Annotated in this window: 18 protein-coding genes; 6 read left to right on the plus strand and 12 right to left on the minus strand. The window is 65.9% G+C overall.

All coding sequences use genetic code 11. The features are described 5' to 3' along the window. Positions 1 to 20: 20 nt before the first annotated feature. Positions 21 to 1,379: an 8-oxoguanine deaminase gene (locus ACQ4OD_RS19815; RefSeq protein WP_430944798.1), complete on the minus strand. Its 1,359-nt coding sequence runs from the start codon at positions 1,377 to 1,379 to the stop codon at positions 21 to 23. Between the two features lie 569 nt (positions 1,380 to 1,948). Here ACQ4OD_RS19815 and ACQ4OD_RS19820 point away from each other — a divergent pair. Then, positions 1,949 to 4,825, plus strand: a complete 2,877-nt coding sequence (locus ACQ4OD_RS19820; protein WP_430944799.1) for an HD domain-containing phosphohydrolase — start codon at positions 1,949 to 1,951, stop codon at positions 4,823 to 4,825. A gap of 32 nt (positions 4,826 to 4,857) precedes the next feature. Further along, on the plus strand, positions 4,858 to 5,388 hold the full coding sequence (locus tag ACQ4OD_RS19825; protein WP_102684996.1) for an MgtC/SapB family protein: 531 nt from the start codon (positions 4,858 to 4,860) through the stop codon (positions 5,386 to 5,388). Between the two features lie 538 nt (positions 5,389 to 5,926). On the opposite strand, the gene ACQ4OD_RS19830 is transcribed toward ACQ4OD_RS19825, so the two are convergent. The 3 genes from ACQ4OD_RS19830 to ACQ4OD_RS19840 all read right to left on the minus strand — a co-directional run bounded on the left by ACQ4OD_RS19830 (position 5,927) and on the right by ACQ4OD_RS19840 (position 8,204). Next, on the minus strand, positions 5,927 to 6,826 hold the full coding sequence (locus ACQ4OD_RS19830; RefSeq protein ID WP_430944800.1) for a hydroxymethylglutaryl-CoA lyase: 900 nt from the start codon (positions 6,824 to 6,826) through the stop codon (positions 5,927 to 5,929). Between the two features lie 20 nt (positions 6,827 to 6,846). Further along, positions 6,847 to 7,248, minus strand: coding sequence for a MerR family transcriptional regulator (locus ACQ4OD_RS19835; RefSeq protein ID WP_023631568.1), 402 nt, complete (start codon positions 7,246 to 7,248; stop codon positions 6,847 to 6,849). An 83-nt stretch (positions 7,249 to 7,331) separates the two neighbouring features. Further along, positions 7,332 to 8,204, minus strand: a complete 873-nt coding sequence (locus ACQ4OD_RS19840; protein WP_258601165.1) for a helix-turn-helix domain-containing protein — start codon at positions 8,202 to 8,204, stop codon at positions 7,332 to 7,334. Between the two features lie 183 nt (positions 8,205 to 8,387). Here ACQ4OD_RS19840 and pobA point away from each other — a divergent pair, with 183 nt between their 5' ends. Then, positions 8,388 to 9,575, plus strand: coding sequence for a 4-hydroxybenzoate 3-monooxygenase (gene pobA, locus ACQ4OD_RS19845; protein WP_430944801.1), 1,188 nt, complete (start codon positions 8,388 to 8,390; stop codon positions 9,573 to 9,575). 8 nt (positions 9,576 to 9,583) lie between these two features. Here pobA and ACQ4OD_RS19850 read toward each other — a convergent pair whose 3' ends face one another. After that, entirely contained in the window at positions 9,584 to 10,246 is a 663-nt protein-coding gene (locus ACQ4OD_RS19850; RefSeq protein ID WP_198755595.1) for an ankyrin repeat domain-containing protein, read from the minus strand. 158 nt (positions 10,247 to 10,404) lie between these two features. Here ACQ4OD_RS19850 and ACQ4OD_RS19855 point away from each other — a divergent pair, with 158 nt between their 5' ends. After that, positions 10,405 to 11,286: a LysR substrate-binding domain-containing protein gene (locus ACQ4OD_RS19855; RefSeq protein WP_023631572.1), complete on the plus strand. Its 882-nt coding sequence runs from the start codon at positions 10,405 to 10,407 to the stop codon at positions 11,284 to 11,286. Between the two features lie 12 nt (positions 11,287 to 11,298). Here the strand turns inward: ACQ4OD_RS19855 and ACQ4OD_RS19860 are convergent, their stop codons facing one another. The 7 genes from ACQ4OD_RS19860 to ACQ4OD_RS19890 form a co-directional block, all read right to left on the minus strand. Further along, positions 11,299 to 12,027, minus strand: a complete 729-nt coding sequence (locus tag ACQ4OD_RS19860) for a DUF899 domain-containing protein (RefSeq protein ID WP_430944802.1) — start codon at positions 12,025 to 12,027, stop codon at positions 11,299 to 11,301. Between the two features lie 876 nt (positions 12,028 to 12,903). Next, the gene (locus ACQ4OD_RS19865) at positions 12,904 to 13,686 is read right to left on the minus strand and encodes an amino acid ABC transporter ATP-binding protein (protein ID WP_198755852.1); all 783 of its coding nucleotides are present in this window, start codon (positions 13,684 to 13,686) and stop codon (positions 12,904 to 12,906) included. Positions 13,687 to 13,709: 23 nt separating this feature from the next. After that, positions 13,710 to 14,954: an FAD-dependent oxidoreductase gene (locus ACQ4OD_RS19870; RefSeq protein WP_430944803.1), complete on the minus strand. Its 1,245-nt coding sequence runs from the start codon at positions 14,952 to 14,954 to the stop codon at positions 13,710 to 13,712. A gap of 16 nt (positions 14,955 to 14,970) precedes the next feature. After that, complete coding sequence (locus tag ACQ4OD_RS19875; protein WP_102685465.1) at positions 14,971 to 15,681, minus strand: ABC transporter permease; 711 nt, start codon at positions 15,679 to 15,681, stop codon at positions 14,971 to 14,973. Continuing rightward, a complete protein-coding gene (locus tag ACQ4OD_RS19880; RefSeq protein ID WP_102685466.1) occupies positions 15,678 to 16,397 on the minus strand; it encodes an ABC transporter permease in 720 nt (239 codons plus the stop codon). The genes ACQ4OD_RS19875 and ACQ4OD_RS19880 overlap by 4 nt, the downstream gene beginning before the upstream one ends. 101 nt (positions 16,398 to 16,498) lie before the next feature. Then, on the minus strand, positions 16,499 to 17,251 hold the full coding sequence (locus tag ACQ4OD_RS19885; RefSeq protein WP_430944804.1) for a transporter substrate-binding domain-containing protein: 753 nt from the start codon (positions 17,249 to 17,251) through the stop codon (positions 16,499 to 16,501). A gap of 26 nt (positions 17,252 to 17,277) precedes the next feature. Next, a complete protein-coding gene (locus tag ACQ4OD_RS19890; protein WP_430944805.1) occupies positions 17,278 to 18,150 on the minus strand; it encodes a MurR/RpiR family transcriptional regulator in 873 nt (290 codons plus the stop codon). A 143-nt stretch (positions 18,151 to 18,293) separates the two neighbouring features. Between ACQ4OD_RS19890 and ACQ4OD_RS19895 the strand changes: the two genes are divergently transcribed. Then, a complete protein-coding gene (locus ACQ4OD_RS19895) occupies positions 18,294 to 19,319 on the plus strand; it encodes an Ldh family oxidoreductase (protein ID WP_198755849.1) in 1,026 nt (341 codons plus the stop codon). A gap of 326 nt (positions 19,320 to 19,645) precedes the next feature. Further along, positions 19,646 to 24,850: amino acid adenylation domain-containing protein (locus tag ACQ4OD_RS19900; protein ID WP_430944806.1), on the plus strand; the 5,205-nt coding region annotated here is incomplete at its 3' end.

Below are 24,850 nucleotides of genomic sequence, written 5' to 3' on the forward strand. Positions count from 1 at the left end.
CTGGCGCGGGAGCGGCTGTGCTACTCGCCGCTGACCAACTGCCGCGCCAGCTGGTTGTGACGCTCCAATACCCGCGGCAAGTCAACGGTGGCGATGCGCCCGTCCTGAACCACCACGCGCCCGTTGATCACACTGGTGTCGACGTGGGTCGGGGTGCAGAACACCAGCGCCGCCAGCGGGTCGTGGAGGGCGCCGGCATAGGCCACATGGCCAAGGTCGAAGGCGACGAAGTCGGCGACCATGCCCGGTGCCAGGGCACCGATATCGTCACGGTTGAGCACCTTGGCACCACCCAGGGTGGCGATTTCCAGCGCTTCGCGGGCGGTCATCGCATCCGGGCCAAAGCCGACCCGTTGCAGCAGCAAGGCCTGGCGTATTTCGCCGATCATGCTGGCGCCGTCGTTGGATGCCGAACCATCGACCCCCAGCCCCACCGGCACGCCGTGGTCGCGCATCTTGCGGATCGGCGCTATCCCTGAGGCCAGGCGCATGTTCGAGCACGGGCAGTGGGCGACCCCGGTGCCGGTGCGGGCGAACAGCTCGATGCCGTGCTGGTCGAGCTGCACGCAGTGGGCGTGCCAGACATCGTGGCCGACCCAACCCAGGTCCTCGGCGTACTCGGCCGGGGTCATGCCGAACTTCTCGCGGCTGTAGGCGATGTCGTTGACGTTCTCGGCCAGGTGGGTATGCAGCGACACGCCGTACTCCCGGGCCAGGACCGCTGCTTCGCGCATCAGGTCGCGGCTGACAGAGAACGGCGAGCAGGGCGCCACCACCACGCGCCGCATCGAGCCATGGCTGGCGTCGTGGTAATCCTCGATCAGACGCTGGGATTCCTTGAGGATGTCGCTTTCCTTTTCCACCACCGAGTCCGGCGGCAGGCCGCCCTGGCTGCGGCCGACGCTCATGCTGCCGCGAGCGGCGTGGAAGCGCATGCCGATTTCCTCGGCGGCGTGGATGCTGTCGTCGAGTTTGCAGCCGTTGGGGTAGATGTACAGGTGGTCGCTGGAGGTGGTGCAGCCCGAGAGGATCAGTTCGGCCATGGCCGTCTGGGTCGAGACCGCGATCATCTCCGGGGTCAGTCGCGCCCAGATCGGATAGAGGTTGGTCAGCCAGTTGAACAGCTCGCCGTCCTGGGCCGCCGGCACCACGCGGGTAAGGCTCTGGTACATGTGGTGGTGGGTGTTGACCAGGCCCGGGATGACCACCTTGCCGGTCATGTCGAGGATCACGTCGGCGTTTTGCGGCAGCGTTTCGCTGGGGCCGACCTGGCGGATCACGTTGTCTTCGATGTACAGGCCACCGCGTTTGATTTCACGGCGTTCGCCGTCCATGGTCACCAGCAGTTCGGCGTTCTTGACCAGTAGGGTCTTGGGCATGTGTGTCCCCTCCCGTTTGGGATGTGTTTTCTGATTGTAGAGAGGCGCCTGGTGCATGGGCCGGGCGCACCAGGGCCGTCAGGCGACGCGGCGTGGCCGGGCGTCGATGACAGGGGCGAACGGTTCACCGCGCACGTGCGAAGGCTGCGCCATGGCGGGCGCATCGGGCAGGTGGGCAGACGGTGACAAGGCGAATGCGGCAAGCGGCATTCGGGAAGGATGCCCGGTGAAGGCGGGCGGTAGTGGATGTCGCATGGCTTGAGCCTGTCGCAATACGCAACGGCGATGACCGTTGTCGTAGGCGCGAGGCAGTGTAAACAGAATTCGCTTGTTTTGTATACGATGGATTGTTTCATCTAACCGCGCCCTGCAATCGCTCCGGAAAAGTGCATGCAGTCTTGCATGGCATCATGCCACTATCTGGCTGTCTCTCGGCCAGCGGATATCTCGGGCCGGCACGTTCGCATGGGCTGATTACACTGTGGAAATCGCCACACGGGAGTAACTGGGATGGGCTGCGCGTTGATGAGGCAGATGGCTGGACGGGTGTCCGCTCGAAGTAGACGGCCATGAACAACCGTGGCCGGAGCATTTCCCTGCAGTGGCTGGTGGCATTGGCGATCATGCTGGGCATGCTGGCACTGGGCGCGGCGCTGGCCTGGCAAGGCTACCTGGGCGTGCGCCAGGCCCTGGTGGCCGCCGCCGGCGATGCCGCCCAGCAAGTCGGCCGAACTATCGACGAGCGCGCCCGGCGCCTGGTCGACCCGGTGCAGAGCAGCATTCGCCTGCTGGCCGTCAGCCCGGCGTCGGGTACGTTGGCCGAGCGCCTCGAGCAATTGCCGCAACTGGTCGAGAGCCTGCGTGCCAACCGCATGCTCAGCGCCGCCTACGTCGGTTACCCCAATGGTGAATTCCTGCTGGTCCGCCGCTTGCGCGACCCGCAGCTGTTGCAGCGTTTCGCGGCACCGGCGGACACGGCGTTCCTGGTGCAGACCGTCACCCAGGGCGCCGATGGCGCGATGCAGGGCGAGTGGCGCTTCTATGACTCGCTACTGACCCTGTTGCAGCGCCAGAGCAAGCCCGACTACCAATACGATCCACGCCAACGGCCCTGGTTCATCGAAGCCAGCGCGCAGCCCGAGACCGTACTCACTCGTCCCTACGTATTCTTTACCACCCGCGAGATCGGCCTGACCATGGCCCAGCGCAGCGCCGAGGGCACGGCGGTGATCGGCATGGATGTCTCGGTCAATGACCTGGCCAGCGAGAGCCGCGACCTGCGCATCACCGCCGGCACCGAGATCGCCGTGGTCGACGATCAGGGCAACGTAGTGGCCTACCCGGAACTGCAACGGGTTGTCGTGCGCGAGGGTGAGAGCGTGCGCCTGTCGCGCATCGGCGAGCTGGGCATCGGCAGCCTTGCGCATATCTACGCCGACATGCCCCAGGGCGCGAGCCCGCAGCCGTACCAGGTCGAGGGGCAGACCTGGTACGGCATGCGCCTGCCGCTTACCTCCATAGCCGGGCAGGACCTGCAGGTGCTGATCGCCGTGCCGGCCCACGAACTGCTGGCCGGGGCGCGCAAGGTGCTGTTCGAGCAATTGCTCTGGGCCGTAGCCGTGGCAGCTGTGTTGTTGTTGCTTGGCGGGCTGCTGGGCCGACGCATCGGCCGTCCGTTGCGCCGGCTGACCGAGCAGGTGCAGGGCCTGGCCAGTTTCGATTTCAGCCGTGAGGTGGGCGTTGTCTCGCGGGTCTGCGAAGTGCGTGAGCTGAGCCGGGTGCTGAGCCGTATGTCCGGCACCATCCGCAACTTTCAAGCGATCACCCTTACGTTGAGCCGCGAGACTCAACTCGAAAGCATGCTCGACGGCGTGCTCAATCACCTGGTGGCGGCAGCGGGCGTCAGTGCCGGTGCGGTGTATCTGTACGACGACAACAGCCGGTTGCGCCTGGCCGCCGCCAGTCGCGGCCATGACTACCCCGAGGAACTGACGCTACCTGAAGGCGAGCGGCAGGACCTGGCCAGCGCGGTGACCCAAGCCCTCGCATGGCAAGGGCGCAGCCTGGCGGTGGTGCTCAATGACCGCGGCCAGGCGCTGCTCGGCATCCTGGTGCTGCAACTCGCCGATGCGAACGCGGCCGTGGGCCAACCGTTCCAGCGCTTTGTCGAGGAACTGTCCGGTGCAGCCGCCGTGGCCATCGAGACCCGTCAGCTGGTCGAGGCCCAGCAACGCCTGCTGGACGCCATGATCAAGTTGCTGGCCGACGCCATCGACGCCAAGAGCCCCTATACCGGCGGCCATTGCGAACGGGTGCCGCAACTGGCGCAGATGCTCCTGGACCAGGCCGTGCAGGCTGACAGCGGCCCCTATGCCGACTTCAACATGAGCGAGGCCGAGCGCTACGAATTTCGCGTGGCCGCCTGGCTGCACGACTGCGGCAAGATCACCAGCCCCGAATACGTGGTGGACAAGGCGACCAAGCTCGAGACCTTGTACAACCGCATCCACGAGGTGCGCATGCGCTTCGAGGTGCTCTGGCGCGATGCCGAGGTCGCCTACTGGCAAGGCGTCGCCAACGGCGATGATGAACCGGCGCTGCGGCGCACGCTGGAGGCATGCCGGGCAACCTTGCAGGAGGACTTCGCCTTCGTCGCCAACGCCAACATCGGTGGCGAGTTCATGCAGGAGGCCGACATCGAGCGCCTGCGCACTATCGGCCAGCGCCGCTGGCGGCGGCACTTCGACAACCGCCTGGGCATCTCCCGCGACGAGGCAGCGCGGTTCACCGACACCTCGGCGGCAACCTTGCCAGTGGACGAGCCCCTGCTTGCCGACCGCGATGAGCACCGGGTGCCCTGGGGCGCTCGTACGCCGCCTGTGGCCAAGGACGACCCGCGCAACCACTGGGGTTTCGACATGCGCCTGCCGGCCCATGCCAGCAACCACGGCGAGCTGTACAACCTGTCGATCCGCCGCGGCACGCTCAACGACGAAGAGCGCTTCAAGATCAACGAGCACATCGTGCAGACCATCATCATGCTCAGCGCGCTGCCGTTCCCGCGCCAGCTCAGGCGCGTGCCGTCAATCGCCGGCAACCATCACGAGAAGCTGGACGGCAGCGGCTACCCGCGCAGGCTTGGCCAGGAGGCGCTGAGCATCCCCGAGCGGGTGATGGCGATCGCCGACATCTTTGAGGCACTGACCGCGGCGGACCGGCCCTACAAGGCGCCGAAGACCCTGTCCGAGTCGGTGAAGATCCTGGTGTTCATGGCGCGGGACAAGCATGTCGACGGGCAGTTGCTGCGCTTGTTCCTGAGTAGCGGGGTGTACCGGCAATATGCCGAGCGCTTCCTGCGCCCCGAGCAGATCGACGAACTGGACGTGGCGTACTGGCTGGAGCAGTTGCAGGGTTTCACGCCTGAGCAATCCACCTACACTCCTTGAGACCTGTTCGGCGGGATCTCTGGAGACATCCGATGGAAGCATTCTGGCAAGCCTTTTTGGCGACGTTGCACACCGAATTCGCCGATGTTGCCGACGAGCGCGAGGTCTCGCGGATCCTCATCCGCCTGCTGATGGCGGCCTTGCTGGGGGCGGTGCTGGGCTTCGAGCGCGAGAGCAAGGGCAAGTCGGCCGGCGTGCGCACGCACATGCTGGTGTCCATGGGCGCGGCCTTGTTCGTCCTGGCGCCGAGCATGGCCGGGGCGGACGAGCAGGCGTTGAGCCGGGTGATCCAGGGCATCGTCGCCGGTATCGGCTTTCTCGGCGCGGGCACGATTCTCAAGGGCAACGGCCGTGACACCAGTCACGTCAAGGGCCTGACCACCGCCGCCGGGCTATGGATGACCGCCGCCATCGGCACGGCTGCAGGGATGGGGCGCGAGGCCACGGCACTGATCAGCACGGTGCTGGCGCTGTTGGTGCTGGCAAGCATGCCGTTGCTGGTGGACAAGGTCGAAGGCGAGCATGAGGACAAGCGCGAGGAGGAGGAGGGCAGGAAGCACTGAGGGGAGCCGAAGCTCCCCTCATAAGCGTTGTTGCCTGCTCTTTTCTTATTATTGGAGACTGGCCTGTTGTTGTTTTTGTCGGCTGTCGTCTCTGCACTGCGGGGCCCCCAACCGGGGCCAAGAGCAAACGTATTTTTTTGAGCGCTGACCTGCGTTCATCCAACGTGATCCAACCTTGACTGCCGCTACCTCGGAGGTAGTTTTATTGTTCTTGCCAGGTTGCGGGGCCGGAACCCCTGGAATGCACGTCGACTCCAAAAAAATCTGCTTGCTACGCCTCTGCCGTGTTGTTCTTGTTATGTCAGAGCCGTTTACTGTTGTTTTTATTGGGTATCGCGTTTTTTGTTCTTGTTATGCCAAAAGATATAGCAGGTGGCGTGCCAACTTTTACAAACCCTTTAAAATCAATGGCTTGGTGATTTTGCAGAGTGGATTGGCACGTGAAAATTTGTCGAATTGTTTCCCTGTTACCCGATTTTCTTCTGCACAGCGTGTAGGCGGTAACACTCCACCCACACCTGTGTGACAACCGTGTGACTCAGCGAATGCCGCGGGCCTTCGCCACCCGCGATCCGGTGACGCGCCCGAGCACTTCGCTGATACGCAGGCCCGCGGCGATGAGTCGGTCCAGGTCGATGCCCGTGTCGATGCCCAGCCCTTGCAGCAGGTACACCACATCCTCGCTGGCGACGTTACCGGTGGCGCCCTTGGCGTAGGGGCAGCCGCCCAGGCCGGCCACCGAGCTGTCGAACACGCTGATGCCCTCGAGCAGGCTGGCATAGACGTTGGCCAGCGCCTGGCCATAGGTGTCGTGGAAGTGCCCGGCCAGTTGCGCGCGGGGCACCTGAGCCGAGACCACGTCGAACAGGCGGCGGGTGTCACCGGCGGTGCCGGTGCCGATGGTGTCGCCCAGCGATACTTCATAGCAGCCCATGTCATGCAGGGCCTTGGCCACTGGTGCCACCTGCTCGGCGCTGATGCGTCCCTCGTAGGGACAGCCGAGCACGCAGGAGACATAACCGCGCACCCGCACACCCTGGCTGCGGGCGGCCTCCATGATCGGCTCGAAACGCTTGAGGCTGTCACTGATCGAGCAATTGATGTTGCGCTGGGAGAACGCTTCGGAAGCCGCCGCGAACACCGCCACTTCCTTCACCCCGGCGGCCAGGGCATCCTCGAAACCGCGCAGGTTGGGTGCCAGCGCCGCATAGGTGACCCCCTCGCGCTGACGGATACCGGCGAACACTTCGCCGGAGCCGGCCATCTGCGGGACCCATTTGGGCGAGACGAAGCTGCCCACTTCTATGTAGGCGAGCCCGGCGTCGGTGAGGTCGTCCACCAGGCGCACCTTGTCGGCGACGCTGATGGGCTGGGCTTCGTTCTGCAGGCCGTCGCGCGGGCCGACTTCGACCAGGCGGACATTCTTGGGCAATGACATGGCGGGCTTCCTGTGGCGGATCAACGGTGGGTGTGCGGCGGGTTCAGGGTGGCGGCCAGGGCCTGCTCGCAACGCTCCTGGGCGGTGTCCAGCTCCAGGTGCATCTGCTGGATGTCGAGCATCTGCTGTTCGAGCTGGGCGCGGCGTTCGGCGATCTTCGCCAGCATGCTGGTGAGCTGTTTCTGGTTGCCGCCGGAGGGGTCGTAGAGTTCGATCAGTTCACGGCATTCGGCCAGCGAGAAACCGATGCGCTTGCCGCGCAGGATCAGTTTGAGCGTGACCTTGTCGCGGGCCGAGTAGATGCGTTCCAGGCCGCGTCGTTCAGGGCTGAGCAGACCCTGCTCCTCATAGAAGCGGATGGCGCGGGTGGTGATGTCCAGTTCGCGGGACAGGTCGGAAATGCTGTAGGTCTGGCTGCTCATGCTTGCGCTCGGGGGAGGGAATGCGAGTAACCTAATGCCAGGTTGACGTATACGTCAAGCAAGGGCTGCGCTCGCCGGCCCGCTCAGGCATTCACGGACTTGCGGTAGGCCTTGGGCGTCTGCCCGTCGAGCCGTTTGAAGAACCGCGCAAAGTAGGTCGGGTCGCTGAACCCCAGGCTGTCGGACAACTGGCCGATGCTCATGCGCGTGTAGGCAAGATTGCGCCGTGCTTCGAGCAGCAGGCGCTGGTGGATCACCTGCAACGCCGATTGCCCGGCCAGCGCCCGGCACAGCTGGTTCAACAGCAGGCTGGTGATGCCCAGGCGCGCGGCGAAATCGTCCACGGCAAGGTGTTCGCGGTAATGCGCCTCGACCAGGCGCAGGTAACGGCCGAGCAACTGCTGGTCCCGTTCGTCCTGGCTGCGCGCTGGCAAGGCGGCTTGCTGGCGGTTGATCCACACCATCAGCGCGGTGACCAGTGCCTGCAGCATGGGGCCGCGGGCCGGGGCGCAGCCCTGGTACTCCTGCTGCAGCGTGTCGATCAGGCCGTGCAGGCGCACGCGGTCCTTGCCCAGCGGGTAGCACCGCGCCGCCGCCAGTACGCTCAGGGGAGCGCCGAGGCGCTTTTCCAGGTCGACCACCAAGGCCGTGCCGAACGTCAGCACATGCCCCTGGATATCGGCACTGAAGCGAAAGCCATGGACAGTCAGCGGCGGCACCACCTGGATCGCCGCCTCGCGAATCACCCGGCGCTCGCCCTCGATCTCCACCTGCACCTCGCCGCGTTGCACATAGAGCAGCTGGAACAGTTCTGCGTGCCGGTGCGGCTTGATCTCCCAGTGGTGCAGACGGCTGCGTGCCGGGATCGACTCGCAGTGCAGCAGGTCGGTATCCGGCCAGGCACGGTGCTCGCCATACAGCTGGAACAACGGGATGCCGGGAAGGGGGCTGTGCATGGGGCTGTGCATGGGGTGGGACCTGTCCGTTAATCGAACGAATTTCAGGAAAGTGCAGTTTTCAAAAAGGATTTCGCACGTTCTGCACATTTTTCAGCAGTAAAAATACAGGTGCAAACCCTAACAGCAGATGCGCGGCCATTGCCAGTGCAAAGCCGGCATCGTCATCGTGAGACAACAACAATGAAGACTCAGGTTGCAATCATCGGCGCCGGCCCGTCCGGCCTGCTGCTCGGCCAACTGCTGCACAACGCCGGCATCGACACGCTGATCGTCGAGCGTCAGACCCCGGACTATGTGCTGGGGCGGATTCGCGCCGGTGTACTCGAACAGGGCACGGTCGAGTTGCTGCGCGAAGCCGGCGTGGCCCAGCGCATGGATCGCGAAGGGTTGGTCCATGAAGGGGTCGAGTTGCTGGTCGGTGGCCATCGCCAGCGTCTGGACCTCAAGGCACTGACCGGTGGCAAGACGGTGATGGTCTACGGCCAGACCGAGGTCACCCGCGACCTGATGCAGGCTCGCGAGCAGAATGGGGCACCGATCATCTATGCGGCCAACAATGTCCAGCCCCATGACATCGAGGGGCCGCGGCCCTACCTGACGTTCGACAAGGATGGCCGCCAGCACCGGGTGGAGTGCGATTACATCGCCGGCTGCGATGGCTTCCATGGCGTGGCCAGGCAGAGCATCCCGGCCAGCGTGCTGAAGGTGTACGAGCGGGTCTATCCGTTCGGCTGGCTGGGACTGCTGGCCGATACCCCGCCGGTCAACCATGAGCTGATCTACGCCCATCACGAACGCGGTTTCGTGCTGTGCAGCCAGCGCTCGCAGACGCGCAGCCGCTACTACCTGCAGGTGCCGCTGCAAGAGCGGGTGGAGGACTGGTCCGATGAACGCTTCTGGACCGAGCTCAAGGCGCGGCTGCCACAGGCGGTGGCCGAGCAACTGGTGACCGGGCCTGCGCTGGAGAAAAGCATCGCGCCGCTGCGCAGCCTGGTGGTCGAGCCGATGCAGCATGGCCGCCTGTTCCTGGTCGGCGACGCCGCCCACATCGTGCCGCCTACCGGCGCCAAGGGCCTGAACCTGGCAGCCTCGGACGTCAACTACCTGTACCGGATCCTGGTCAAGGTCTACCGCGAGGGGCGCACCGACCTGCTGGCGCAGTATTCGCCCATGGCGTTGCGGCGGGTATGGAAGGGCGAGCGCTTCAGTTGGTTCATGACCCAACTGCTGCATGACTTCGGCGAGCACCAGGATGATTGGGACCGCAAGATGCAGGCGGCCGACCGCGAGTACTACCTGGGGTCGGCGGCGGGGCTGGCGAATATCGCCGAGAACTATGTGGGGCTGCCGTTCGAGACTGTGGAATAGCGGGCGCGTCAGCGGCGCCTGGGGCTTTCCAGCAAGGCGACCATCTCGCGATAACCGCGTAGGCGCGCATGCTCCAACGCGGTCACGCCGTCCTTGTCGGCAATGAGCGGGTCCGCCCCGGCCGCCAGCAACTGGCGCACGATCTCCACATGTCGCGGGCCGCCATCGCCGAGGATCACCGCCTCGAGAAGCGCGGTCCAGTGCAAGCGGTTGAGGTGGTTCACATCGACACCGGCCGCGATCAGCAACTGCACGGTGCTGACATGCCCGCGTTCGGCGGCCGGGATCAGCGCGGTACCACCGTAGCGGTTGGTGCTCTTCAGGTCGGCGCCATGGGCCAGGGTCAGGCGCAGGATGTCGTCCAGCCCCCGTGCGCCCGCGTACAGGTAGGGGCTGTCGCTGATGTTGTCCTTGGCGTTGACGTCGGCGCCGGCCTCGATCAGTACCTTGGCGGCTTCCACTTCATTGGCGTGGGTGGCCACCAGCAACGCGGTCTGGCCCTGGTCGTTGCGGGTATCGGCCTGCGCGCCCCGGTCGAGCAGTTGGCGCACGGCAGGGGCATCGCCGCGGCGGGCGGCATCGAGCAACGCTGTGTTCATGGCGGGGGTCTCGGCGTGGCTGGCAAGGCTGGTGGACAGGGTCAGCAGCAAGGCGGTGAGCGGCAGGCGCATGGTGGTCGGCTCCTGATAGGACGAGGGTCCATGCTAGGGCGCCTGTGTTTGTAGCAGAAGTGAATAATCTGGATGGAGCCCAGTGTATTTGCGCATGTTGCCGGGTATCGGTACCCGTGGTAGAAGTCAGGCTTGTCATTCAGAAGTCGAATATCAAGATGTCTGCCAGCGTAAAACCAAATAGGGCCTTGTTCGACCTCGACCTGTTGCGCGCCATTGTCGTGGTGGCTGACTGCGGCAGTTTCACCACCGCCGCGGCGCGCCTGCATTCCACGCAGTCGACCATCAGCCAGAAGGTCCGCCGCCTCGAGGACATGGTCGGCCACCGCCTGCTGGTGCGTGGCAACCGCGATGTGCTGCCCACCGATGCCGGGCAGACCCTGCTCGGTTATGCCCGGCACATGCTGGCCCTCAACGACCAGATGCTCGAGGCGTTGGCCGGGGCCATGGTCGGGGTAACCGTGCGCCTGGGCGTGCCGGAGGATTTCGTCGGCGGGCGCACCACCAATGCGTTGTCCGCGTTCAGCCGGCAGCACCCCCAGGTCAAGCTGGAAGTCACCAGCGGGCTGTGCCGCGATCTCAGCCAGGCCTATGACAACGGCGAGCTCGACCTGGTGCTGCTCAAGCAGCGGCGCAACAGCCGCGAGGGCGTGGCCTGCTGGCCGGAGCGCCTGCAATGGATCGACAGTGCGCGCATGCCGTCCTTCGATCTCGACCCGATTCCCTTGGTGACCTTTCCGCCACGCGGGCTGTACCGCGATGACATGATCAGCGCGATCGAAGGCATGGGCCGGCGCTGGCGCATCAGTTTCACCAGCTCGAGCCTCAGCGGTATCCAGGCGGCGGTGGCCGACGGCATGGGCATCAGCCTGCTGCCGCCGCGGGCGGCGCTGCTCGAGCACCGGGTGCTGGGCATCGAGCAGGGGCTGCCGGAGGTGGACAGCTACGAAATCGTCATCGTGCACCGGCCCACGGCGGATGTGATGGTCAAGGCACTGGCCGAGGTGTTGACGGAGTTGCTGGCGGTGCAGGCGATCTGATCCCGCCGGAACTCAATCCTTGCAGCAATGCGGCTTGTCACTGGCACTTTCATAGCGATCATGATGCCGCACCCAGTCCATCGTCCTGTCCTCGTTGCGCCCAAGTGGCGCCAGGTCGAGGAAGTTGTACGCGTTGACCAGGATGTCCAGCCCGCGGGCATAGGTGGAATAGGTGTGGTACAGGCTGCCGTCGCTATCCCGGTAGAACGCGCTGAGCCCGGGCAGCTCCGTTTCGTCGCCGGTGTAGGGTTCGTAGTTGTACTGGGCGCTGCCATCGGTGGCGACAGTGACGCCGAAATCCTGGTTGAAGCGGCTGCCGTGCGAGGAGAACCATGGGAAGTGCCAGCCCATGCGTCGGCGGAACGCCTGGAACTCGGCAAAGGGCGCCCGCGAAACCGCCACCAGGGAAACATCGTGGTGGGCCAGGTGCAGGTTGGCGCCGTCGAAGTGGTCGGCCAGGAACGAGCAGCCCGGGCAGCCTTCGTGCCAGCCGTCGGCGAACATGAAGTGATAGACCAGCAACTGGCTGCGTCCGGCGAACAGCTCGCCCAGGCTTAGCTCGCCGTCCGGGCCCTGGAAACGGTAGTCCTGTTCCACCGCTACCCAGGGCAGGGCGCGGCGGGCGGCGGCAAGCTCGTCGCGTTGATGGGTGAAGGCTTTCTCGTGCAGCCAGAGCTGGTGGCGGGCGGCGAGCCACTGGCTGCGGGTGGCCACGGTGTGTTTGGAAGTGGGATGGCTCATGGCGTGACTCCACGCTTGGGGGTTCATCCCGTAGTCGGGTGGCCTTTGGGTAATTCGACAGGTTTTATCCGTTATCGACGAATGGTTGATCCACTGTTTGCTCTTGCTCTTGCTCTTGCTTCTAAGCGCGCGATAGTTCAGGCGACACAAATTGCGACTTCAGGAGGCCGAACGCAGGTCTTGCGGAGGGAGGTGACGGGCATGGATGCCCGTCAAGCGCTGCGCCCCAGGATGGGGCGTTCAGCGCGGTCCTCCCGGGAGCAAGGCCGGAGTGAGGGGACCCGGAGCGAAGCGGAGGGCCGGATGAATGGAGCGAGCGGTTTTTGCCTTCTTTTGCCCGCGTGCAAAAGAAGGTCGCCGTAAAGGCGAAAAGGTGAGTATGCGTCGACACCGCAAATGAATGCGTTTACAACAATAAAAACCGATGCCGATTGACTTTGACTTTGATTTTGGATTTTCACAGCGTATGTTTTGAAAGTTATATACGCATTCATTAACCATGTCGACGTACAGTCACCTTTTCGCCTTTACGGCGACCTCCTTTTCTCTTGGGAAAAGGAGGCAAAACCGTTCGGCTCCGTTCATACGGCCCCTACGCTTCGCTCCGGGGTCCCCTCACTCCGGGCTTGCTCCGGGAGGACGCGCCGACGGGCCATCCATGGCCTGATCGGCGCTTGACGGGCATCCATGCCCGTCACCTCCCTGCGCAAGCCCTCCGTTCGGCCTCCTGAAGTCGCAATTGGTATCGCCTGAACTATCGCGCACTTAGAAGCAAAAGCAGAGCAAGAACCGATCAAGATCAAATCTTTATATATTGCATCGCTGTTTTGCGGGAGGCGGACTGGGTTGCTTATATCTGCGCAGGACCACGAACCACTAATGCAGGATCTGCTTCAAAAACGCCTGTGCCCGCGCCGTCCTGGGCTGCCCGAAGAACACTTCCGGTGAAGAGTCCTCAATGATCTGCCCACCTTCGAGAAACAACACCCGCTCTGCCACCTGTCGGGCAAAGCCCATCTCGTGGGTCACGCAGAGCATGGTCATGCCGGTGCCGGCCAGTTGCACCAGCACGTCCAGTACCTCGGCCACCATCTCCGGGTCGAGTGCCGAGGTCGGCTCGTCGAACAGCATGATCCTCGGCTTCATGCACAACGCCCGGGCGATCGCCACCCGCTGCTGCTGGCCGCCGGAGAGCTGGCTGGGGTACTTGTGCGCCTGGCTTTCGATCCCGACCTTGCTCAGGTACGAGCGCGCCCGTTCCTCGGCGTCCCGCCGCGACAGGCCGCGCACGCTCATCGGTGCCAGCAGGCAGTTGTCGAGCACGCTCATGTGCGGGAACAGGTTGAAGTGCTGGAACACCATGCCGATTTCGCTGCGCACCTGGCTGGCTTGGCGGCCAGTGCTGGCAAGGTCGGTGCCGGCCACGCGGATGCTGCCCTGCTGGGCGATCTCCAGGCGGTTGATGCAGCGGATCAGCGTCGACTTGCCCGAGCCCGACGGGCCACAGAGCACGATTCGTTCGCCCTCGCGCACCGACAGGTCGATATCGTGCAGCACATGGAACGCGCCGTAATGCTTGTTCAGGCCCTCGATACGGATCAGCTCCGGGCGCGGGTCGGGGGCAGGGTGCAGGCTGGCAAGGCTCAAGGATGCGGTCATCTTGTTGTTCTCCCGCTCAAGGTTCAGGCGAAGCGTGCGGCGCTGTAGGGCGCAGGGTCGGTGAAGGGGCGCTCGCCGGTCATCAGCTCCGCCAGCAGGCGGCCGCTGACCGGCCCCAGCGTCAGGCCATGATGGGCATGGCCGAAGTTGAACCACAGGTGCTTGTGCAGCGGCGCCGGGCCGATCACCGGGCGCATGTCTGGCAGGCAGGGGCGACGGCCCAGCCAGGGCTTGTCGTCCAGGCGCTCGCCCAGGGCCGGGAACAGCTTGCGCGCCAGGGCCTCGCAGCGGCGCAGCTGGATCTCGTTGGCCGGGGCATCGCTGGCGGCGAACTCGATGCCGGTGGTCAGGCGCACCCCCCGGGCCATCGGCGCCAGGACATAGCCGCCCTGGGTGTCGCAGATCGAGTGACCCAGTTCGGCGCCGTCGCGGGTCGCGTAGTGCATGTGATAGCCGCGCTTGATCCCCAGCGGAAAGTGGTAGCCCAGCCGTTCATAGAGGTCGGCCGACTGCGGGCCGAGGCAGGCCACCACCTCGTCGGCGGTCAGCGTGCCGCGGCGGCTGTCCACCTGCCAGCCGCCCTCGACCTGGCGCAGGCTGCGCGCATCGCCGTAGAGGAACTGCCCGCCACGCTGGACGAACAGCGCGGCGTAACCACGGGTCAAGCCGCCGGGGTTGCTCACGGTCTTCGGGTCGAGCCAGTGGATGCCACCGATCACCCCACCGTCCAGTTGCTGCTCGCGGGCCTGCAGTTGCTCGCGTTCGAGGATCTCGTAGCGCAGGCCGTAGCGGGCCAGGCCTTGAAGGTCGTGCTTGGCCTGGGCGAACAGCGCGGCGTCGCGGTACACCTCGATCCAACCCTTGGCTTGCACCAGCCCTTGCAGGCCGGCGGCTTCGATCAGCACATCGTGTTCCTCGACGCTGCGCTGCACCAGCGGCAGCATGTCGGCGGCGGCCTTGGCCAGGCGCCCGGGAGCGGACTGGCGCCAGTAGCTGAGCAGCCAGGGTGCGGCCTTGGGCAGGTGGGCAAGGCTGTAGCGCACGTCGGGCTGGCGGTTCAGGCCATAGCGCAGCAGGGCGCTGTACTGGCGCGGGAAGGCATAGGGGATCACGCTGGAACGCTCGATCAGCCCGGCGTTGCCATGGCTGGTGCCGCTGCCTGGCTCGTCGCGGTCGATGAGGATCACCTGGCGTCCGCGGGCCTGCAGATGCAGGGCGGTGCTGACGCCGACGATGCCGGCGCCCAGGACGATGGTCTGGCAATGCATGGAAGATTTCCTTCAGTCAGTTCAGGTGGCGGCCCAGGCGGGCTTCCAGGTGTTTCAAGGTGCGCCGGACCACCTCGACGATCAGCAGGTAGAGCACTGCCGCCCACAGGTAGATCTGGAAGTCGAAGCTGCGCGAGAAGGCCAGCTTGGTCACCCCCATCAAGTCGTAGATCGTCACCAGCGAGGCAATGGCGCTGGCCTTGATCATCATGATCAGCTCGTTGCCCAGCGGGCCTATGGCTACCAGCAGCGACTGTGGCAGGACCACCTTGAAGAAGGTGGTCGAGCGCTTGAGGTTGAGTGCCTTGGCCGCCTCGTACTGGCCCGGCGCGACCGCCATCAGGCTGGCGCGGAAGATCTCGGCCTGGTAGGCCGCCGTGTTGAGGGTGAAGGCGAGCAGGGCGCAGTACCAGGCCTCGCGGAAGAACCACCAGAGGCCCAGCTCCTGCCAGAAACCCTTGAGCGAACCCAGCCCGTAGTACAGCAGGAACAGCTGGGCCAGCAGCGGTGAACCGCGGAAGAAGTACACGTAGCCAGCCGCCAGGCGCCGCAGCACGCGGCTGGGTGACATGCGCGCCAGCGCCAGGAGCATGCCCAGCAGCGCGCCGAGGGTGAACGAGATCGCCACCAGCTTGGCGGTGACCAGCAGGCCATCGACGAAACGCGCGCCGTAGCGGTCCAGCAAGTCCGGGTCGAGCACGTAGGCCAGCAGTTGCTCCAGGCTCATGGGCGGGCTCCTTGCAGGTGGCGATTGCTGCGCCGCTCGAGCAGGGCAAAGACCCTGCCCGACAGCGCCGAGAACAACAGGTAGACCAGGCAGGCCACCCCGTAGAACAGCATCGGTTCCTTGGTCACGCTGACCGCCAGGTTGGTCTGGCGCATCAGGTCGATCAGCGAGATGGTCGAGACCAGCGAGGTGTCCTTGAGCAGGCTCAGCCAGTTGTTCGACAGGCCCGGCAGGGCGATGCGCGTCAGTTGCGGCAGCACCACCTTGAAAAAACCGGTGCGCTTGCCCAGGCCCAGGGCCGCGCAAGCCTCCAGTTGGCCCTTGGGCAGGGTCTTGAAGGCCATCAGCCAGATCTCGCTGGAGAACGCGGCGAACACCAGGCTGAAGGCAGCCATGGCGGCGAGGAAGGTGTTGATCAGCACCTCGCCTTCATAGCCCAGCGCGGCGAGGAGCTTCTGCGCGGCGATCTGGCAGCCGTAGTAGATGATCAACAGGGTGAGCAGTTCGGGCAGGCCGCGAAACACCGTGGAGAAGGTGGTGGCCCAGGCCCGCGGCAGGCGTTTGCGCGAGCGCGCGGCGAGCGCCACCAGCAGGCCCAGTGGCAGGCCGATGGGCAGGCAGGCCAGGGCTAGCGACACGGTCACCAGCGCGCCGGCCAGCAACGCCTGGCCCCAGCCGCCGCTGGCGAAGGAAAGCAGGGAGAGTTGATCGAGCATGGCTAACCCCCAGGAAACAGGTGCCCCGGTGGGAGCGGGCTTGTCCCGCGATGGCGTGGTTCACTGATCCGCCATCGCGCGGCAGGCCGGCCTCCACGAGATTACTGGTAGATATCGAAGGCGAAATACTTGCTCGCGATCTTCTGGTAGGTGCCATTGGCCACGATCGCCGCCAGCGCCTCGTTCAGCCGGGTGCGCAGGGCCTGGTCGTCCTTGCGCACGGCAATCGCCGCGTCGGCCTTGGTGCCGTCGACATCGCCGAGGATCTTGCAGCAGTTCTTGCCATTCTTGTTCAGCCATTCGTGCAGCGGGAACTTGTCGGCGATCACCCCGTCCAGGCGCCCGGCGGCGAGGTCGGCGTTGGCTTCGTCAAGGGTCGGGTACAGCTTCACGTCCGCGCCGGCCTTGCCGTATACGTCCTCGGCGTAGATCGCCTGGGTCGAGGCGGATTGCGCGCCGACCGTGTAGCCCTTGAAGTCGGTCTGCGCATCGCTGATCGGGCTGTCCTTGGCGACGGCCACGGTCAGTGGGGTGCGGTAGTAGTGGTCGGTGAAGGCGATCTTCCGGCGCCGTTCCTCGGTGTCGATCATCGAGGCCACCACCGCATCGTACTTGCGCGCCATCAACGCCGGAATGATGCCTTCCCAGTCCTGGGCCACCAGGGTGCACTCGACCTTCATCTGTTCGCACAGGGCATGGGTGATGTCGATGTCGAAGCCGTGTAGCTTGTTGTCGGCATCGACGTAATTGAAGGGGGGATATGCCCCTTCAGTGGCAAAGCGCAGGGTCTCGGCACTGGCGTGGCCCGCCAGCAGCAGGGCGCACGCACCCACCACAGCCATGGTTCCTTTCATCTCGCACCTCGGTCATCGCACTCTTGCTATTGTTGTTTGCCCGCCGGCCACGAGGTGTAGCCGACGAACTCGTTATGTAGAGCGGCAGTTGCTTCCAAGCGTTTTTCAACATCCGGTCCGAGCTGCTTGCAGACCTCGTTGACCATCAGGTGCACCCACGACAGCATGGTCGCGGTGGATTCCCAGAACAGGTTGAATTCGGTGGGGATGCGGAACACCTCGTCGGCGTTGGCATCGGCCCATTCACAGAAGGTGTCGGTGACCAGGGTCACCGGAATGCCCAGCGCACGCGCCTTGTGGCACAGCTGCTGGGCGTGGCGCGAATAGCGGCGCGCCTCGAACACCACCAGCGCGCAGTCCTGCGGGCGCCCCAGCAGTACCTCGCCGAAATGCCCGGCGCTGCCATCGACCAGTTGCACGCCGTCGCGCAGGTACTGCAGCAGGTGGCTCATGCACATGGCCACGCCACGCTCGGTCTGAAAGCCGGCGACGAATACCCGGGGTTTGTCGGCCAGGCGCCGAGCGACCTGTTGCCAGGTTTCGCCGCGGCTGTACTCGTGCACGCGCACCAGCGCGGCCATCTCCAGCTCCAGGCTGCCTGAGCGCTGGTCGTCCTCGGGTTGCTGGCGAAACGCCTGCAGGCGGTCGCCGGCCAGCCACGGGCCGTCGCCCAGGTCGTTCTGCAGGTCGTGCTTGAGGGCCTTGAGGTGGGCATAGCCCAGGGCGCGGCAGAAGCGGCCGACGCTCGATTCGCTCACGCCCAGCTTGGCGGCGATGCTGGCCGAGGTCTGGAACGGCAGCTCATGGAGGTTGGCGAGCATGTAGCTGGCGATCTGGCGGCCCGAGGCGGCAGCAGTGTGCAAGCTGCTTTCCAGGCGTTGCTTGATCGATTGGCTCATGGTCGGTTCCGGCTGATTTCTGGCGTGGAAGCCAAAATGGCTGTTTTCTGTCATCAAGTCAATATTTGACAGATAGCTGTCATTGGCGGGAAAGTCTGTGCAGTTGCGCTGTAGCGATTCCAATTCCAAGAAAGGAGCTCCAGATGTCTTCACCTTCCACCGGCCCTGTCGTGCGCGTGCCTTTTACCGAACTGCGGGCGTTATTGCAGTCGATCTTCGCGCGGCATGGCTGCAGCGCGGCGGTGGCCGCCGCGCTCGCCCACAACTGCGCCAGCGCCCAGCGTGACGGTGCCCACAGCCACGGGGTGTTCCGTATTCCCGGTTATGTCTCGACCCTCGCCAGCGGTTGGGTCGATGGCCGCGCCGAGCCGCAGGTAACCGACCTGGCGCCGGCTTATGTGCAGGTCGATGCCAAGGGTGGGTTTGCCCAGCCGGCCCTGGCCGCCGCCCGCGCGCTGTTGGTGGAGAAGGCGCGCACGGCCGGCATCGCGGTGCTGGCGATCCATAATTCGCACCATTTCGCCGCGCTGTGGCCGGATGTCGAGCCATTCGCCGATGAAGGCCTGGTGGCCCTGAGCGTGGTCAACAGCATGACCTGCGTGGTGCCCCATGGCGCGCGCAAGCCGTTGTTCGGCACCAACCCCATCGCCTTCGCCGCGCCTTGCGCGGGGCACGACCCGATCGTCTTCGACATGGCCACCAGTGCCATGGCCCATGGCGACGTGCAGATTGCCGCCCGGGCCGCCGAACAGCTGCCGCCGGGCATGGGCGTGGATGCCGCCGGCCAGCCGACCAACGACCCCAGGGCGATTCTCGAAGGGGGGGCCTTGCTGCCGTTCGGCGGCCACAAAGGCTCGGCGCTGTCGATGATGGTCGAACTGCTGGCGGCAGCGCTGACGGGGGGCCATTTTTCCTGGGAGTTCGACTGGTCCGGGCATCCGGGAGCAAAGACCCCATGGACCGGGCAGTTGCTGATCGTGATCGACCCCACCAAGGCGCAAGGTGATCGTTTTGCCCAGCGCAGCCGCGAACTGGTGGAGCAGATGCAGGAAGCGGGGCTGACGCGCATGCCGGGGGAACGGCGCTACCGTGAGCGTGAAGTGGCACTGCGTGAGGGCGTGGGTTTGACCGAAGGGGAGTTGGCCGAGTTGCAAGCGCTGGCTGGCTGAACCCGCTCTTTTGTCAATCGGGGAGTCAGGCGCCTGAGCGGCCTGGCTCCCTAGTGTGGTGTTTTGCAAATACGACCAATAAATCGCGAGCGTTTTTTGCGCTCAGGCAAGGCGTCGCGACGAGTCGTAGCCCAGCTACGGCGAGGAGCGACAACGCCGCATGAGCGCAAAAAGCGCCGCGAGTTATGGTCGTTATTTGTGAAACACCACACTAGCGTTGAACCCTTCTGCTCCTGCCGTTGTCCCCCCTTCCCATGTCAGCCCGCCCCCCCGCGATCCATTAGCGTTCCGAGCATTTCCGACTGGCAAAAGCAGGATGCTTACCAATGCTCTTCAGCGAACTCATGGCAGCGCTTTCCACCCGTGCGATCCGACTCCAGCGCGAGGAGGCCGACCTGATCGTCGAGGGCGATGACGACACCCTCGATGACGCGCTGTGGGACGCATTGGCGGCGCACAAGCCAGCGCTGCTGGAGATGCTTGCGGGCCTGGAGGATGGCTGGCTGAGCCCGGCGCTGCGCATCACCCCCGACATGCTGCCCCTGGCCGGGCTCGACCAGGCCGCCATCGACCGCATCGTCGCCGCGCTGCCCGGGGGCGCGGCGAATCTGCAGGACATCTACCCGCTGGCGCCGCTGCAGGAAGGCATGCTCTACCACCACCTCACGGCCGCCGAGGGTGACCCCTATGTGCTGCAGGCGCAGCTGCGTTTTGCCAGCCCGGCGCACCTGCAGGCGTTCGCCGAGGCGCTCGACTGGGTGATCCAGCGCCATGACATCCTGCGCACGGCACTGGCCTGGGAATACCTGGACCAGCCGCTGCAGGTGGTGTGGCGCAAGGCGCCCCTGGCTTGCGAGGCAGTCGGAAGCCTGGACGGTGACGAGCCGCTGGAGCAATTGCGCGCCCGTTTCGACACGCGTCATTACCGCATGGACCTGGCCCAGGCCCCCTTGCTGCGGCTGGTGCATGGCCAGGATCGCGACGGCCGGGTGCTGGGCTTGCTGCTGTTCCACCACACGGTCATGGACCACACCGGCCTGGACATCGTGCGCCGCGAGATCCAAGCCTATCTCGCAGGTGATGGCGAGCGGCTGCCAGCGCCGGTGCCGTTCCGTGACCTGTTGGCCAGAAGCCGCCAGGCCCAGGACGAACAGGCCCATGAAGCATTCTTTGGCGCCATGCTGGCCGATATCGATGCGCCGACCCTGGCCTTCGGCGTCCAGGAGGTGGCCGGCCAGCCCATGGAGGAAGCACGGATCACCCTGGCGCCCGGCCTCAGCCAACGTCTGCGTGCCCAGGCCCGGTTGCTCGGGGTCAGCCCGGCCAGCATCATGCACCTGGGGCTGGCGCGCCTGTTGGGGGCGTGGTCCGGGCGCGAGTCGGTGGTGTTCGGCAGCGTGCTGCTGGGGCGCATGGCGGCGGGCGAGGGCGGCGAACACGCCCTCGGGATGTTCATCAATACCTTGCCGCTGCGGGTCGACCTGCAGGGGCAGGGTGTGCGGGATGCACTGTTGCTGACTCACCGCCAGTTGACCGCGCTGCTCGGCCACGAACAGGCGCCGCTGGCCCTGGCCCAGCGTTGCAGCGGTGTGGTGGCGCCGATGCCGTTGTTCAACAGCATGCTCAACTATCGGCATAGCGCGGCGGGCGACGCCGCCGCGGTGATCGCAGTGGCGCCGGGCATCGATGTGGTCGGCACCGAGGAGCGCACCAACTACCCCTTGAACCTGGCGGTCGACGATCTGGGTGTCGACCTGCGCCTGACGGTCCAGGCCCTCGCCGAATGGGGCGCCGAGCGGCTATGCGGGCAACTGCGGCAGGTGTTCGAGGGGCTGGTGGAGGCACTCGAGCGCGCCCCCGACCTGCCCGTGCTGGCGCTGCCGGTGCTGACGCCCGAGGAGCGCCATCAACTGCTGATCGGCTGCAACACCACGGCCGCAGAACACGACCTCGACCAGCCGCTGCACGCGTTGTTCGAGCGCCAGGCGCTGCTGCATCCACAGGCGGTGGCCATCGAGGCGGAAGGTGAACAGCTGACCTATCGGCAGCTCAACGAACAGGCCAACCGCCTGGCCCACCATTTGATCGCCCTGGGCGTGCGCCCGGACGACCGGGTGGCGATCTGCGTCGAGCGTGGCCCGTCGATGGTGGTTGGCCTGCTGGCCATCCTCAAGGCCGGTGGCGCCTATGTGCCAGTGGACCCGAGCTACCCGGCCGAGCGCATCCGCCACATGCTCGTCGACAGCGCGCCGCTGGCCGTGCTGGTGCACGCGGCCACCCGCGAGGTACCGGGCGCGCTGGCCGTGCCGCAGATAGACCTCGACCAGGCGGGCTGGGAAAGCCTGCCGGCGACCGACCCACGGGTGACCGGGCTGACTTCGCGCCACCTTGCCTATGTGATCTACACCTCCGGCTCCACCGGCCTGCCCAAGGGTGTGATGGTCGAGCACCGCAGCGTGGTCAACCTGGTGCACTGGAGCGCCGGGCTGTGCCCCGCGACTGCGGACGGCGCGGTGCTGCACAAGACTCCGATCAGTTTCGACGCCTCGGTGTGGGAGCTGTTCTGGCCGCTGGGCAGCGGCCTGCGCCTGGTGCTGGCGCGGCCGGACGGCCAGCGTGACGCGGACTATGTGGCGCGGCGAATCATCGAGTCCAGGGTCAGCGTGGTGCAGTTCGTGCCGGCGCTGTTGCAGCAGTTCCTCGAACAGGCGCGCAGCGCGCAGTGCAGCAGCCTCACCGACATCGTCTGCGGCGGGGGCGAGCTGACCGAAGCCCTGGTGCGCCAGGTACGCGAGCGCCTGCCGCAAGTGCGCCTGCACAACGTCTACGGCCCCACCGAAACCACGGTCGATTGCAGCGTCTGCACCCTGGAGCCTGATCAGCCCGTGCCGGAAGGCGCGCTGCCGATCGGCCGGCCGATCGACAACACCCGCCTGTACGTACTGGACGGCACGGACCAGCCGCTGCCCTGGGGCGTGGCCGGGCACCTGCACATCGGTGGCGTGGGGGTTGCGCGTGGCTACCTGGGCTTGGCCGGGCAACAGGCCGAACGCTTCATCGACAGCCCGTTTGTGCGCGGCGAGCGCCTGTACCGCAGCGGTGACCTGGTGCGCCAGCGCGCTGACGGTTCGTTGCAGTTCCTCGGCCGCAACGACCACCAGGTCAAGCTGCGCGGCCTGCGTATCGAACCGGGCGAGATCGAAGCCTGCCTGAACCGCGTGGACGGCGTGCGCGAGGCGCTGGTGCTGGTTCATGAACACCCGCACAGCGGCCAGCGCCTGGTGGCTTACCACACCGGCCTGGATCACGCCGCGCAATACCTGCGCGAGCGCTTGCTGGAGCAGTTGCCCGAATACATGGTGCCAGCCTTGTTCATCCACTTGGATGACATGCCGCTGACGCCCAACGGCAAGGTCGACCGCAAGGCCCTGCCGACCCCCGAAGCGCCAGTGCGCCAGTACCAGGCGCCCCAGGGCCCGATCGAGACCGCCCTGGCTGCGATCTGGGTGGACCTGCTGGGTGTGGGGCCCGTGGGGCGTGACGACAACTTCTTCGAACTGGGCGGCCATTCGCTGCTGGCGGTACGCCTGGTGGAGCGCATGCGTCAGCAGGCGCTGGAGGCCGATGTGCGGGTGCTGTTCAGCCAGCCCACGCTGGCCGCGCTGGCGGCCTCGGTGGGGGGGCGGGCCGCTGTCGACGTGCCGGCCAACCGTATTCCGGCAGGCTGCACGCGGATCACCGCGGACCTGCTGCCCCTGGCCGACCTCGGCCAGGACGCCATCGACACGCTGGTGCGGCAGATCCCCGGTGGCGTGGCCAACGTCCAGGACATCTACGGCCTGGCCCCGCTGCAGCAGGGCATTCTCTATCATCACCTGGCCAGCGAAGGCGCCGACCCCTATGTGGTGCAGGCGCGTTTCGCCTTTGCTGGGCAGGCCGAACTGGACGCCTTCGTCGCCGCGCTGAACCAGGTCATTGCCCGTCACGACATCCTGCGCACCAGCCTGCATTGGCAGGGTCTGGACGAGGCGGTGCAGGTGGTCTGGCGCGAGGCGCCGCTGCTGCTGAGCCCGGCGCTCGAAACGCCACGGCTCGACCTCGGCCAGGCGCCGTTGCTGCGCCTGAGCAGCCAGCGCCAGGCAGGGCGGCTGGAGGCGACCCTGCTGCTGCATCATATTCTGGTCGACCACACCGCCGTGGAGCAACTGATGCTCGAGGTGGGGGCGTTGCTGCAAGGCTCCGCAGAGCTGCCTGCCAGCATCCCGTATCGCAACTACGTGGCCCAGGCACGTCTTGGCGCGGACCCTCAGGCCGACGAGGCCCTGTTCCGCGAGTTGCTGGGCGATATCGACGAACCGACCGAGGCGTTCGGCCTGCGCGAGGCCATGGCCGACACCCATTCGGTGGGTGAAAGCCGTTGGCCCTTGGAGCCGGCGCTGGTCGCACGTCTGCGCGGGCAGGCCAGGGCGCTGGGGGTCAGTGTCGCCAGCCTGGTGCACCAGGCCTGGGGCCAGGTGCTGGCGCAGATGTCCGGGCGCGAAGAGGTGGTGTTCGGCACCGTGCTGCTCGGTCGCCTGCTGGGCGGCGAGGGTGCCGATCGGGCGTTGGGCATGTTCATCAACACCCTGCCGCTGCGGGTCAGCGTGGGCAGCGGCGGTGTGGCCGAAGGCGTGCGCCTGACCCATCAGCGCCTGGCGCGCCTGCTGGCCCATGAACAGGCCTCCCTGGCCCTGGCCCAGCGCTGCAGCGGCGTGCCGGCCTCGCAGGCGCTGTTCAGCAGTCTGTTGAACTACCGCCACAGTGCCGGCCAGCCCGCGCAGGGTCCCGTCTGGCCGGGGATCGAACTGTTGGCCGCGCAGGAGCGCAGCAACTACCCGCTGGTGGTCAGCGTCGATGACTATGGGGATGATTTCCGGTTGACGGTGCAGGCCGTGGCGTCGGTCGATGGCGAGCGCGTCTGCCGCTTGCTGCAGTGGGCCTTGACGCAGTTGGTCACGGCGCTGGAGCAGACCCCGCAGGTCGCGCTGCACAGTCTGCATGGATTGCCCAGGGTCGAACGCGATTGCGTGCTGGGTCGTTTCAATGCCACGGCATGCGACTACCCGCGCGACCTGGCCGCCCACCGCCTGTTCGAAGCCCACGCCGCGAGCACGCCAGAGGCACTCGCGGTGATCCACGGTGAACGCCAGTGGAGCTATGCCCAGCTCGATGACCAGGCCAATCGCCTGGCCGTCTACCTGCTCGAGCAGGGCCTACGTGCCGGTGATCGCGTGGCCTTGTTGCTGCCACGCTCCTTCGACCTGTTGGCGGCCCAACTGGCGGTGAGCAAGTGCGCGGCGGTGTTCGTACCGCTGGACGGCAATGCCCCGGTCGAACGCCAGGCGTTCATGGTCGGCGACAGCGGGGCGGCGCTGCTGCTGACCCACAGCGATCAGCCCGAAGTGGCGGGAGCGCGCCGGGTCGAACTCGACCGGCTCGACCTGAGCACCTATGCGGCTGCGCCGCTGGGGCTGGCGGTGGACGCCGGCAGC

Source organism: Pseudomonas sp. WC1, from assembly GCF_050586565.1.
Classification (GTDB): domain Bacteria; phylum Pseudomonadota; class Gammaproteobacteria; order Pseudomonadales; family Pseudomonadaceae; genus Aquipseudomonas.

Bases quoted from the DNA above. Each gene is read 5' to 3' on its own strand.
- ACQ4OD_RS19880 (WP_102685466.1), bottom strand. From the start codon at position 16,397: ATGCTCGATCAACTCTCCCTGCTTTCCTTCGCCAGCGGCGGCTGGGGC.
- ACQ4OD_RS19885 (WP_430944804.1), bottom strand. From the start codon at position 17,251: ATGAAAGGAACCATGGCTGTGGTGGGTGCGTGCGCCCTGCTGCTGGCG.
- ACQ4OD_RS19820 (WP_430944799.1), top strand. From the start codon at position 1,949: ATGAACAACCGTGGCCGGAGCATTTCCCTGCAGTGGCTGGTGGCATTG.
- ACQ4OD_RS19890 (WP_430944805.1), bottom strand. From the start codon at position 18,150: ATGAGCCAATCGATCAAGCAACGCCTGGAAAGCAGCTTGCACACTGCT.
- ACQ4OD_RS19855 (WP_023631572.1), top strand. From the start codon at position 10,405: ATGTCTGCCAGCGTAAAACCAAATAGGGCCTTGTTCGACCTCGACCTG.
- ACQ4OD_RS19825 (WP_102684996.1), top strand. From the start codon at position 4,858: ATGGAAGCATTCTGGCAAGCCTTTTTGGCGACGTTGCACACCGAATTC.
- ACQ4OD_RS19840 (WP_258601165.1), bottom strand. From the start codon at position 8,204: ATGCACAGCCCCCTTCCCGGCATCCCGTTGTTCCAGCTGTATGGCGAG.
- ACQ4OD_RS19835 (WP_023631568.1), bottom strand. From the start codon at position 7,248: ATGAGCAGCCAGACCTACAGCATTTCCGACCTGTCCCGCGAACTGGAC.
- ACQ4OD_RS19850 (WP_198755595.1), bottom strand. From the start codon at position 10,246: ATGCGCCTGCCGCTCACCGCCTTGCTGCTGACCCTGTCCACCAGCCTT.
- ACQ4OD_RS19830 (WP_430944800.1), bottom strand. From the start codon at position 6,826: ATGTCATTGCCCAAGAATGTCCGCCTGGTCGAAGTCGGCCCGCGCGAC.
- ACQ4OD_RS19860 (WP_430944802.1), bottom strand. From the start codon at position 12,027: ATGAGCCATCCCACTTCCAAACACACCGTGGCCACCCGCAGCCAGTGG.
- ACQ4OD_RS19870 (WP_430944803.1), bottom strand. From the start codon at position 14,954: ATGCATTGCCAGACCATCGTCCTGGGCGCCGGCATCGTCGGCGTCAGC.
- ACQ4OD_RS19875 (WP_102685465.1), bottom strand. From the start codon at position 15,681: ATGAGCCTGGAGCAACTGCTGGCCTACGTGCTCGACCCGGACTTGCTG.
- ACQ4OD_RS19815 (WP_430944798.1), bottom strand. From the start codon at position 1,379: ATGCCCAAGACCCTACTGGTCAAGAACGCCGAACTGCTGGTGACCATG.
- pobA (WP_430944801.1), top strand. From the start codon at position 8,388: ATGAAGACTCAGGTTGCAATCATCGGCGCCGGCCCGTCCGGCCTGCTG.
- ACQ4OD_RS19895 (WP_198755849.1), top strand. From the start codon at position 18,294: ATGTCTTCACCTTCCACCGGCCCTGTCGTGCGCGTGCCTTTTACCGAA.
- ACQ4OD_RS19865 (WP_198755852.1), bottom strand. From the start codon at position 13,686: ATGACCGCATCCTTGAGCCTTGCCAGCCTGCACCCTGCCCCCGACCCG.